Annotated in this window: 13 protein-coding genes; 9 read left to right on the top strand and 4 right to left on the bottom strand. The window is 38.3% G+C overall.

All coding sequences use genetic code 11. The features are described 5' to 3' along the window. Positions 1–3 precede the first annotated feature (3 nt). From EXE10_RS10820 to EXE10_RS10790, 7 genes are all read left to right on the top strand, one after another. Positions 4–1302, top strand: coding sequence for a D-arabinono-1,4-lactone oxidase (locus EXE10_RS10820; RefSeq protein ID WP_130113368.1), 1299 nt, complete (start codon positions 4–6; stop codon positions 1300–1302). 76 nt (positions 1303–1378) lie between these two features. Then, on the top strand, positions 1379–2539 hold the full coding sequence (locus EXE10_RS10815; RefSeq protein WP_130113367.1) for an alanine racemase: 1161 nt from the start codon (positions 1379–1381) through the stop codon (positions 2537–2539). A 443-nt stretch (positions 2540–2982) separates the two neighbouring features. After that, a complete protein-coding gene (gene thrS, locus EXE10_RS10810; protein WP_130113366.1) occupies positions 2983–4905 on the top strand; it encodes a threonine--tRNA ligase in 1923 nt (640 codons plus the stop codon). A gap of 5 nt (positions 4906–4910) precedes the next feature. Next, positions 4911–5462: a translation initiation factor IF-3 gene (infC, locus tag EXE10_RS10805; RefSeq protein ID WP_086322731.1), complete on the top strand. Its 552-nt coding sequence runs from the start codon at positions 4911–4913 to the stop codon at positions 5460–5462. 290 nt (positions 5463–5752) lie between these two features. Continuing rightward, a complete protein-coding gene (locus tag EXE10_RS10800) occupies positions 5753–6370 on the top strand; it encodes a glutathione S-transferase N-terminal domain-containing protein (protein WP_130113365.1) in 618 nt (205 codons plus the stop codon). A 65-nt stretch (positions 6371–6435) separates the two neighbouring features. Next, complete coding sequence (locus tag EXE10_RS10795; protein ID WP_130113364.1) at positions 6436–6720, top strand: hypothetical protein; 285 nt, start codon at positions 6436–6438, stop codon at positions 6718–6720. 29 nt (positions 6721–6749) lie between these two features. Continuing rightward, on the top strand, positions 6750–7175 hold the full coding sequence (locus EXE10_RS10790; protein ID WP_130113363.1) for a YqaA family protein: 426 nt from the start codon (positions 6750–6752) through the stop codon (positions 7173–7175). Here EXE10_RS10790 and EXE10_RS10785 read toward each other — a convergent pair. From EXE10_RS10785 to EXE10_RS10775, 3 genes are all read right to left on the bottom strand, one after another. After that, positions 7172–7894 (bottom strand): energy transducer TonB, encoded by a 723-nt coding sequence (locus tag EXE10_RS10785; protein ID WP_130113362.1) that lies wholly within the window; start codon positions 7892–7894, stop codon positions 7172–7174. The two genes, EXE10_RS10790 and EXE10_RS10785, sit on opposite strands and share 4 nt — an antisense overlap. Positions 7895–8005: 111 nt before the next feature. Next, positions 8006–8758 carry an energy transducer TonB gene (locus tag EXE10_RS10780; protein WP_130113361.1) on the bottom strand — a complete coding sequence of 251 codons (753 nt, stop codon included), beginning with the start codon at positions 8756–8758 and terminating at the stop codon, positions 8006–8008. A gap of 125 nt (positions 8759–8883) precedes the next feature. Then, on the bottom strand, positions 8884–10143 hold the full coding sequence (locus tag EXE10_RS10775; RefSeq protein ID WP_130113360.1) for an MFS transporter: 1260 nt from the start codon (positions 10141–10143) through the stop codon (positions 8884–8886). 224 nt (positions 10144–10367) lie between these two features. Here EXE10_RS10775 and rpmI point away from each other — a divergent pair, with 224 nt between their 5' ends. Both rpmI and rplT read left to right on the top strand, forming a co-directional pair. Next, complete coding sequence (rpmI, locus tag EXE10_RS10770) at positions 10368–10562, top strand: 50S ribosomal protein L35 (RefSeq protein ID WP_002054552.1); 195 nt, start codon at positions 10368–10370, stop codon at positions 10560–10562. A gap of 11 nt (positions 10563–10573) precedes the next feature. After that, a complete protein-coding gene (gene rplT, locus EXE10_RS10765; RefSeq protein ID WP_004723060.1) occupies positions 10574–10933 on the top strand; it encodes a 50S ribosomal protein L20 in 360 nt (119 codons plus the stop codon). A gap of 81 nt (positions 10934–11014) precedes the next feature. On the opposite strand, the gene EXE10_RS10760 is transcribed toward rplT, so the two are convergent. After that, complete coding sequence (locus EXE10_RS10760; protein ID WP_130113359.1) at positions 11015–12178, bottom strand: hypothetical protein; 1164 nt, start codon at positions 12176–12178, stop codon at positions 11015–11017. Between the last annotated feature and the right edge of the window lie 40 nt (positions 12179–12218).

Below are 12218 nucleotides of genomic sequence, written 5' to 3'. Positions count from 1 at the left end.
GTTATGAATCAAGCATTGACTCAAAATAAAAATTCACTGACATGGAATAATTGGTCGGGTTATCAAAAGTCACAACCCACGCAAATTCTGAAACCGCAAAATATTGATGAGTTAAAAAATATCGTACAAAACCATTCTAAAATTCGAGTGGTGGGGGCAGGGCATTCATTCACACCATTGGTCTGCACCGATGCAACGTTGTTGTCATTGGATCATATTGCAGGGGTAGATCAAGTGAATTCTGCTTTGTCGCAAGCGAGTATTTGGTCAGGAACACGTTTATTTAACTTAGATCAGTATTTACAACCGATTCAGCAATCGTTGATGCAGCAGGGCGATATTGATCAACAAAGTTTGGCAGGAGCTGTATCGACAGGAACACATGGTACAGGCACTGATTTACATTGTATTTCAGCCTATGTTGAGGCGTTTGAATTACTCACTGCATCGGGCGAGATCTTGCGTTGTAATCGTCATGAAAATGTTGATATTTTCAATGCTGGGCGGGTATCACTTGGCACATTGGGAATTTTGACCAAAATCACTATGCAAAATAAACCACGTTATAAGCTCAAAGAACATGTGAAGCTCTGTGATGTGCAGGACTTTATGCAAAATATTGCACAATGGAAAAATGAACATCGGCATATCGAATGTTTTGCCTTTTCACATGCGTCTAAGTTGATGTTGAAAACCTTGGATATTTCGGAAGAAGAAATTCAGCCACGTAAAAACGCTTTTCCATCAGAAGATACATTATTGACGGTGTGTTGTGAGTTGACCAAGACATTTCCTTCATTAAATCCGAAATTGCAAAAGCTGTTGGGGGTATTTATTCAGCCAACAACTTTTGTGGATTGGTCGAGCAAGATATTTCCAACGCCACGCAATACCAAGTTCAATGAAATGGAATATCAAGTTCCTGTCGAGCTGGGCGTGGATTGTTTGCAGGACGTGCTTGCTAAGATGAAACAATCCAAACAGCAAACTTTTTTCCCGATAGAGTTTCGTTTTGTCAAAGGCGATGATATTTGGCTAAGTCCATTTTATCAGCGTGATTCGATTTCGATTTCGATACATCAATACATTAAGCAAGATCCACAATTGTTATTTAATGAAATTGAACCCATTTTACAGCGCCATCAAGGTCGTCCACATTGGGGGAAAATGCATAGCATGACCACAGCGCAATTAAGGGCAATGTATCCGATGTGGGATCAGTTTCAACAAATACGTGAGTACTTGGATCCTGAGCGGAAATTTTTGAATCCGTATTTAGAAAAATTATTTTTGTCAGAATGAGTTGATGGACTTTGAATGTGCTATTGATGGAAAAGTAACATTGGCATGACGTTTAAAATATAAAAAAGGGCAGGATATGAATCATTTTTTTGCACAACTCAATCAAGACTTGAAGCAGAGTGAATTGGCTTTGCCACGACTGATTGTAGATGCTCAAGCATTTGAACAAAACCTGCATTATGCAGCAAAGAAATTTCAGTATGCGCCACATGTACAACCTCGTTTGGTGGTGAAGTCATTGGCATGTTTGGAACTACTGAAACAGATCAGTCAACGGCTGGCGACGCAACGCTTTATGGTGTTTCATTTGCCACAGCTCTTGCCGATTTTGGAAACATTTTCAGATGCAGATGTTTTGCTTGGAAAGCCAATGCCTGTGTCGTTGTTGCAACATTTTTATCAAGAAAATCATCATTGGCAACATGCAAAAATTCAATGGTTGGTGGATACACAACAACGCCTTGAACAGTATTTAGACGTTGCTAAAAAGTTTGCGATCAAACTGAAAATAAGTATAGAAATTGATGTCGGTTTGCATCGTGGTGGTGTGTCATCAGAACAAGATTTGCGATCTATTTTATCGTTCATTCAGACACATGCTGAATATTTAGAATTTGCAGGGTTGATGGGCTATGACGCACATGTGACAAAACTTCCTTCGATCATCAAAAAATCTGAAGATGCTTATGCAGAATCTCAGCAGATCTATCAAAACTATCAATTGCTGATTCAACGACAATTTCCACAGCTTTGGCATGATGAGCTTTGTTTCAATGGTGGCGGAAGTCCAACTTTTGCGTTTCATGTGGAACAAAGTGTATGTAATGATTTGGCTTTTGGTTCGATGTTGCTGAAACCGAGTGATTTTGATTCTGAGAGTTTACAGGTTTTAAAATCCGCATTGTGGATCGCAACCCCTGTATTGAAAGTATTGCCTTATACGCAATTACCAGGATTGACACTTTTAGATCGTCTACCACATCGAACTAAGGCTTTGTTTGTGTATGGTGGTTATTGGATGGCGGGTTATGTCCATCCGCAAGGTATTCATCCACATGCATTGTATGGACGCAGTACCAATCAGGAAATGGTCAATGTGCCAAAACAGACGCAAATTGATGTGGATGATTTTGTCTTTTTAAGACCGACACAGAGTGAAGCGATTATTCCGCAATTTGCCAAACTTTGGTTTTATAAAAATCGCCAATTTGAAGCGTGGGAGACGTTTAGAGAGTAGTTTTTATATTTTCCCTTAAAATTTCGAATTAATAGACCTCTTGTGAAAGTGATTTCCAAAGTGAATGAGCCAAAAATGGAGGTTCCCTCTCCTGCTAGGAGAGGGTTAGGGAGAGGTTTTTCTTTAAAAATCCCCTCATCCTCTTGCGGAGTTACCTCCTCATCCCTGAGCCATATATGGCGCAAGAGAAGGAACTCCTGATACTTTTTAGATTAATATTTGGATTTAATGCTTGCTTATTTTTTGATTTACGCAAGAGGTTTAATAGAAGTGGATTGAACATAATTTTTTGACAAAGGTTTATAAAAGCCGATTTAAGGTGTAAAATTCGACACACTTTTATTCTGTTCCACCGATTTTATCTTTTGAGGGTTTCCCTCGATCATAATCTCGCGGTGATATGCTCTATTGTACGGGGCATCACTCCTTAAGGATTTTTAAATATGCCTATTATCACATTGCCAAATGGCGATCAAAAACAATTTGATCAAGCAGTTTCTGTGATGGAAGTTGCGCAAAGTATTGGACCTGGACTGGCGAAAAATACGCTGGCAGGTAAAGTGAATGGTCGCTTAGTCGATGCAAGTGATTTAATTACCGAAGATGCAACACTGGAAATCATTACCCCTAAAAATCAGGAAGGTGTTGAAATCATTCGTCACTCATGTGCTCACCTTGTGGGTCATGCGGTAAAACAACTTTTCCCTGAAGCCAAAATGGTGATCGGTCCCGTTATTGAAGATGGTTTCTATTACGACATTTTCAGTCAAAAACCGTTTACACCTGAAGATATGGCTGCCATTGAAGCACGCATGAAAAAGCTGATCGATGAAGATTATGATGTCATTAAAAAAATGACACCGCGTGCTGATGTGATCAAACTGTTCACTGAGCGCGGCGAAGATTATAAGTTACGTTTAATTGAAGATATGCCTGATGAAACGCAAATGGGCTTGTACTATCATCAAGAATACGTAGATATGTGTCGTGGTCCACACGTACCGAATACTAAATTCTTAAAATCATTCAAACTCACTAAAATGTCTGGTGCGTACTGGCGTGGTGATGCGAAGAATGAACAATTGCAACGTATTTATGGTACTGCTTGGGCAGATAAAAAAGAACTCGCTGCTTATATCAAACGTATTGAAGAAGCTGAAAAGCGTGATCACCGTAAAATCGGTAAAGCTTTAGACTTGTTCCATATGCAAGAAGAAGCACCAGGTATGGTGTTCTGGCATCCAAATGGTTGGACAATTTACCAAGTGCTTGAACAGTACATGCGTAAAATTCAACAAGACAATGGCTATGAAGAAATCCGTACTCCGCAAATTGTAGACTTTACCCTGTGGGAGAAATCGGGTCACGCAGCCAACTATGCAGACAATATGTTTACGACTCAGTCTGAGAGCCGTAACTATGCTGTAAAACCAATGAACTGCCCATGTCACGTACAAGTGTTTAACCAAGGCTTGAAGTCTTACCGTGATTTGCCAATTCGTTTAGCTGAGTTCGGTTCATGCCACCGTAACGAGCCATCAGGTTCTTTACACGGCATCATGCGTGTACGTGGCTTTACTCAAGATGATGCACATATTTTCTGTACCACTGAACAAATTGGTAAAGAAGTTGCAGATTTCATTAAGCTCACTTTAGATGTGTATAAAGATTTTGGCTTTGAAGAAGTACAAATGAAATTGTCTACACGTCCTGAAAAACGTGTTGGTGCAGATGAGCTTTGGGATGTTGCTGAAAAATCTTTGGCAGATGCTTTAGATGCAGCAGGTCTTGATTGGCAAGAACAGCCTGGTGAAGGCGCATTCTATGGTCCGAAGATTGAATTCTCATTGAAGGACTGTTTAGGTCGTATCTGGCAGTGTGGTACAATTCAGTGTGACTTTAACTTGCCGTTACGTTTAGATGCCTCTTATGTAACAGAAGATAACGATCGTGACCATCCTGTGATGTTGCATCGTGCAATTCTTGGCAGTTTCGAACGTTTTATTGGTATACTTATTGAACACTACGCTGGCTTTATGCCACCATGGTTGGCGCCAATCCAAGCATGTGTCATGAATATTACAGATTCACAAGCGGAAGCATGTGAGTCAGTGGTCGCAAAACTCAAAGAAAATGGAATTCGAGCAATTTCAGACTTGAGAAATGAGAAAATCGGCTTTAAGATTCGTGAGCGTACATTAGAGCGTATTCCATACTTATTGGTACTTGGGGACCGAGAAGTGGAAGAAGGTACTGTAAACGTACGTACCCGTTCTGGAAAAAATTTAGGTACTATGTCAATTGATGCATTTGTTGACTTAGTGAAAGCAGCCGTTGCCGAACGCGGCCGGTACATTGTGGAGTAAGAAAGATTAAACAGCCTGACCGTAACCAACAACAAGGTGCTAAAAGCAATCGTCCTGCATTGAACGACGAGATTAAGGCAAAAGAAGTCCGTCTCGTTGCTGCAGATGGTGAACAGAAAGGTATCGTAACGCTTGCAGAAGCGTTGCGTGCTGCTGAAGACGCAGATCTTGACCTTGTTGAGATTGTGGCAAATGCAGAACCGCCTGTTTGTAAAATCATGGATTTCAACAAACATTTATTTGATCTGAAGCAAAAGCAAAAAGATGCGAAAAAGAAACAGCATCAAGTTCAGGTCAAAGAAATCAAGTTACGTCCTGGTACAGATGTTGGTGATTACAACGTTAAGTTGCGTGCTATTCTCAAGTTCCTTGAGGAAGGTAACAAAGTCAAAATTACTCTACGTTTCCGTGGTCGTGAAATGGCTCACCAACAGTTGGGTCTTGCTCAATTACAAAAAATTGAAGCAGATGTGGCTGAGTGTGGTGTTGTTGAACAAGCACCAAAAATGGAAGGTCGTCAAATGGGTATGTTACTTGGTCCTAAAAAGAAAAAGTAATCCCTTGTTGATCTTGGAAAAGCACTGCATTTGCAGTGCTTTTTTATGGGCAGCGTTTTCAGATTTAATGGCGCTGGTTTTTTGGATAAATAAACTTTAATAGTGTCGTAATTCAAATATCAAAATATGATAATTAGGATTGTTTAATATAAGTTTATTGCTTTATTTTGGAATAAATTATGAAAATATCTTGATTGATGACATATTCGATTTAGCAAAATCATGTTATAAAAGTACAATACTAAAGTCATAAAATATAGAAAATACGCGAGAAAGCGGAAGGATGAAATATGATTGATCTGTATTATTGGGGGACACCCAATGGACATAAAATAACTATTGCACTTGAAGAAATGGGTTTGGATTATCAAATTTTCCCGATCAATATTTTAGAAAATGATCAATTCCAACCTGATTTTTTACGCATATCCCCAAATAATAAAATTCCAGCCATTGTCGATCAAAATGGCCCAAATGGCGAAGCGATTTCAGTGTTTGAGTCGGGTGCGATTTTACAATATTTAGGGCGTAAAACAGGCTTATATTATCCTGAAAATGAACAAGAGCGTGTTGAGGTTGAACAATGGTTGATGTGGCAAATGGGTGGTTTGGGTCCAATGCTCGGGCAGAACCATCATTTTGGAAAATTTGCCAAAGAACAAATTCCTTATGCAATTGATCGCTATGTGACTGAAACAAAGCGTTTATATGGGGTTCTAAATCATCAATTGATCGGTCAGAAATATGTGGCAGGTGAGTATTCGATTGCAGATATGGCAATCTTACCTTGGGTGTTGCGCCATGAATGGCAACAAATAGACCTTGATGATTATCCTTATGTGAAAGAATATGTTGAGCGTTTAACTGCGCGCCCAGCTGTTCAACGTGCATTATCCATCAAAGTTTAAAATCAGAATATGCTAAACTGCTGAACCACCAAATCTGGTGGTTTTTTTAATGTTGGATATGAGCAATGAAAGCATTCTTTTTAAATCTCACGTATATTTTAGAGAAAAATCCTAAAATTTATTGGTGCGTGATTATGGGGATCGCCCTATGTTCAGTGTTATATATCGTGGAAGTGGTGCATATTCAGAGCCTATTGCCCGATGTAAAAGTGCAAGATACCTCAGTATTACGTGCGACGATTGATCCAATCGCGCAACGTTATTCTTGGGCACGTATTGCAGTGATTATCGTGGCAATTATTGCTGCGAATTTTCAATATTTTAAAACCAAAAAATCTTTAAATTTGTAAATTAAGCATCGCTAATTTTCTGAATTTTCATGGCTTATCTTTTACTTTTTTTATCTGCCTTTGGTGCAGCAACATTACTGCCTTTACAGTCTGAAGCGGTATTGGTTGGACTGTTGTTACAAACGCAATATTCAGCTTATTTATTACTTATTATTGCAACGATAGGTAATGTATTAGGCTCGTGTGTGAATTGGTATTTAGGTTTGAGAATAGAGCGATTTAAAAATAAAAAATGGTTCCCAGTTTCTGAAAAAAATATGATAAAAGCGGAGAAAATTTACCAAAAATATGGTTTTTGGTCTTTGTTGCTGAGTTGGACGCCCGTGATAGGTGATCCAATCACACTCATTGCAGGTTTGATGAAAGAAAACTTTTGGCGCTTTCTATTCATCGTCACAATTGCAAAAGCAGGGCGCTATCTGTTTATTTATTGGGTTTACTTAGGTCTGATTTAAGGACATTTATTCAGGTCAAATACAATCTGATCTTGATGCGTCACTTTATAGAATTGCCACCATTTTTTATCAGCCGTCACTTTAGTGGTGGAGAAAGCTGAAATCACTTGTTGATCAAGATGAGTTAAGCCAGAGCTTTTATTGATTTTAATATTTGAAATTTGGTCTTTATTGGACAGTTTAAACGAAAAATGAACTTCTCTGCTTTCGCCTTTTAGTTCATCTTTGTGAATAAAAAATTTAGGCACTTCTTTATATTGAAAAGGAGTCTTATGTTTTAAAATTTGTTCGCCTAAAACTTTGGTTTCAAATAAATACACACAAGTATTTTGCTGTTTTACAGGTCTACATGATGCTGTTGGTTGTCCTGTGAAATTTAAAGCAAATGCTTGGCTCACAGTAAAAGTTTCGCCAGTGGGTCTAAAGCGAGATGCATATACTGTTTTTATAATCTTTTGATCGAGATGGTCAACACCAGTACTTTCTAAAACTTTTACATCAGTCACTTTCCCTTGCGGATTTGCTGTGATCTGAAGATCAAGTTTACGGTTTTGATTTTCAAGGTCGCAGGGTTGGATACGAATGCGAGGTGCGATGCGCCATTGTGCTGAATCCCGTGTAAGTTTAGCCGCTTGTTGGGCAGAAGATGTTTGCGCGACATCTGCAAGGATTGATTGGTTAAGTAAGAGTGCGGTACTGATTAAAAATATTTTTTTCATATCGTATAAAGTGTTTTATCGCAGTTTTAGTCGTTTCGCCATTCTAGTTGTCTAGGTGAAAATTGCTAGATCAGTAGCTCAGTTATTTTTCACCAAGTTACTGAATTTATTTTATTGACAATCATTGGTTTTGAAATGAATTTCATCACTAAAACTAGATGGTTTATATGTCCATAAAGTTCGATATGAGCGTTTTACTTCAATTCGTGAATTTTCAACCGCTGTAAGTACTTGCTGATCTAAAGCATTGACACCAGAAAGTTTGGTTAATTTTGCTTGAGTCACATCACCCTGTTTATTCACTTTAAATTTGAATTTCACTACGCGATTTTTAAACTTCAATAACGATTCATGAAGTGCAAGTTGAGGTTGTTTGGTATAGCGGAATGCAACAGATTTGCCATTTTCCTGCTTGTTCCAATGATTTGAATGAAATGTATAGGTGCATTGTGCCGATGGCTTGTGGTCTGTTGCATTATTCATAGTTAAGGTGAATGTCTGATAACCCACCATTGCAACGGATTTACCATTCTTTATTGCAGGTTTAACTTTGGCAACTTCAACAGCATCAATAATTTTTTGATCAAGCTGGCGAATGCCTGTGCTTTCTTGAATTTCAGCATCAATCACTTTACCGGAATGATCTGCTTTGACGCGAATAATGGCTGAACGTTCTTGGTCTTTTAATTCATTACTTTGGTATTTAACTTGCGGGAACTTAAGCCATTGAATACGAGTAGTTAAATGTTGTAAATCATTTTGTTCTAATTGGTTACCTTGCACTTTAATGGTAGGTAATTTTTCAGCACTATAACTATATGTAGAAAGGCATAAAAGGCATGTTGTAAAAATAACTTTATTCATAGCTTTGGCAATTCATGCAAATTGAACTTGCATGTAAATAATTTAATTGTGCAAAGTATTTATCGAAATACCAAATCTCGCAATAGAAAATGTACCCGAAGGCACATTTTTCTCAGTTTTTAACTTTATTTCGATTGTTCTTGTCCTTTGGTAATGTCAACTTTGAATAAATCCTTGGTTTTAATCCAACTGATCGCAACGACAGCCATGGTCATACAGCCCCCGAAAACTGTTGCGGTAATCGTCCCTAGATATTTTGCAGCCAACCCCGATTCAAACGCACCAAGTTCATTACTGCTGGAAACAAACATGCCGTTGACCGCCGCAACACGACCACGCATATTTTCAGGTGGGTAAACTTGTAAAATAGTTTGACGAACCACAACTGAAATACTGTCGCATGCCCCAGTCATTGCCAAAGCAATCAATGAAAGCCACATACTGTTCGAGAATGCAAAGATGATGGTAAAAATCCCAAAGCCTGCAACAGCTAAAAGCATATTGCGCCATGCATGATGGGTAGGCGGAAACTTGGTTAATGCGATCATCGTGATAAGCGCACCAATGGATGGCGCTGCACGTAAGTAGCCTAAACCTTCGGGACCCACTTTTAAAATATCTTCAGCAAAGATCGGCAGTAGGGCAATCACACCACCAAATAGCACGGAAACTAAATCTAAAGAGATCGCCCAAAGGACGATTTTGGTTTTCCAAATGAAGCGGAAACCTTCGCTTAAGCTGTCTTTTAAATTACTCTGTTCCATTTTTGGAAAGGTTCTTTTCTTTAAGCGCGCAATAAGACAAAAACAGACAAATAGAAGTACGGCTACAGATAAAAGACTGTTTTCACGTCCTAACCATGCCAACATGAAACCGCCGAGCATTGGGCCAATAATGACGCCACTTTGCCATCCAATCGTAGTCCAAGTTGCACCATTGGCATATAACTCACGGGGAATTAAGAATGGTTTGAGAGAGGTTGCTGATGGATTATAAAAACCTCGAATCGTTCCTAAACCAAAAATCACCGCATAGATTCCCCATGACAAGGTCTGAATACTGATTTGAGCGTGATCAAAACTATGGAATAACCACCACAGTACGAGTGGTAATGGAACTGAGAAAAATAAACAAATTTTCATAATCGTTTGTTTATTAAACTTATCTGCGAAATATCCACCCCAAAGTGACAGAGCGATAAATGGAATGGCTTCAGCCAAACCAATTAGACCGAGGGTCAAAGGATCTTTGGTAATTTGATAAAGTGAATAAGCCACGATAATTTCTTGGATTAAAATTGCCAGTGTTAAGCAAAATTGATTGATGGTGACAATTGAGAAATCTCGATAGCGGAGTGCAGCAAAAGCATCCTGTGCAGGGTTCATAACTGTCCAGTTTTATCATGATGTGACGATTATAAAGATTTATAAGCCTTTTTAATTGTCATCATGCGTGAAATTAACATCGGAAATTACATTAAGAAAATAGGAAATAGTCCGTAGTTTTGCTTTTGTTTTATACAGAGATGATTTAGAATATTGCCTCCCTTACCTGCAGGTCGTCTTCGCAATGGTGCGAACGTTCCGAACAGGTGTTTAAAGAGGTTGTTATGGCTAAGTTAAAAACTCGCCGTGGTGCAGCTAAGCGTTTCAAAGCGACTGCTAACGGTTTCAAGCGTAAACAAGCGTTCAAACGCCACATTTTGACCAAAAAATCTGCTAAACGTATTCGTCAATTGCGCGGTTGTGTCATGGTTCACGTAAGTGACATGAATTCAGTTCGTCGTATGTGCCCATACATCTAAGGAGATTATAAATGGCTCGTGTAAAACGTGGTGTACAGGCTCATCGCCGTCATAAAAAAATTCTTGCTCGTGCTAAAGGTTACTATGGTGCGCGTTCACGTGTTTATCGTGTAGCGTTCCAAGCGGTAATCAAAGCAGGTCAATACGCTTACCGTGACCGTCGTCAAAAGAAACGTCAATTCCGCGCTTTGTGGATTGCACGTATCAATGCTGGTGCTCGTCAAAATGGTTTGTCGTACAGCCGCATGATCGATGGCTTGAAAAAAGCTCAAGTGATCATCGACCGTCGCGTACTTGCTGACATCGCTATGCATGATTCAGTTGCATTTGCTGCTTTAGCTGAAAAAGCTAAAGGTGCATTGGCTGCTTAATCATCATTGATGATTTAAAAAAGACCGCTTTTAGCGGTCTTTTTTATTTTAAGAAAAATAATTTTAATGAGTTAAAAATAGCTATTCAGATTGTTCATTTGATTTAGGTAGTATTTTGTACAGTGCATATAGAAATGCGATTCCAAGTACAAAAATATTTCCCCAGCGTACCGTAAAATATGCCAATGTCCATAAGGCGCAGTAACACCACAACATAAACCATAAAAACTTAATCAGCCCAAACCATTTAAAACCAGAAGATACTTCATTTGATTCAGAATTTTCAGGTTCAATATTTTCTAAATTTGATGTTGACGTATCGCGTGAATTTTCTATGGTTTTTGAGATGGAAACAAAAGGGGTGTTTGATTGTGTTTGTGCATCGAGGGTTGCATTTTGATAATGGTTAGCTGAATGTTTTAAGATAATAGGAAGAAATTTCTCTACAATATTTGAGGCTTGAGAAAATTCAATTTTTTCATTATCTGTCATACGCCAATAATCTGCATATTCATTTTTAGCATGAGATTCATTATTAAAGCGATAACGTAGTGCAACTGCATTGATAATTAAATTACTCACATAATTTCGTTTTAAACTATACGGTAATAGGGGAAATTGTTCCTCTTTTTGATAGAGATTACCTTCATAGCAATTACTTTCTGTCAGTGGAACGGGAAAAGAACCATAGCGTTTTGAGATTTCAAAATCGTAGACTTCTTTTTGATATTCAGCATAAAAAGATTGCCATGAAAGAGGCTGTAAATCCGCTAATATTTTGTCTGAAAAATCAGGTGATACATTCATCAATACATAGTTTTCTACGCTATCATGATAATTATTATAGTTAGATTGTAATGGAAATTGATTCGTATCATATTCTTGCCATAGTGGTTTCTCATCAACATGAATGAGCACTTTAAATATTTGATTTGGGAAATGACAGACAATGCAAAAATTGTATTCACCTACATTAAAATCAAAGATTTGAGAATCAGTACGTGGCTGTAATACATCAGATGCAAAGTGTAAACTAATTTTATAAAGCCCCTGTACTTTGAGATGATTGAGTAAATGTGAAGCAGAACCTGCCAGTAAAGTACCTTTTTCAAGATCACGCAAAATAGGAAAATGAGTAAAGAGTAGAGGATGGCGATCTAAAATTTCTGAATCCACTGCGCCAGTTAAAAATTCATTTCCATAACTGACCAAAGCCACTTGGCGATAAGCTCTTTCAAAATGCATGTATTTTCCTGTTATTATATTTTCTGATCGTCATATAGCA

Source organism: Acinetobacter sp. WCHAc060033 (genome assembly GCF_004209125.1).
In the GTDB taxonomy this organism is placed as follows: domain Bacteria; phylum Pseudomonadota; class Gammaproteobacteria; order Pseudomonadales; family Moraxellaceae; genus Acinetobacter; species Acinetobacter wuhouensis.
The sequence above is the reverse complement of the archived record's forward strand: the minus strand, read 5'-3'. Positions and strand labels throughout refer to the sequence as shown.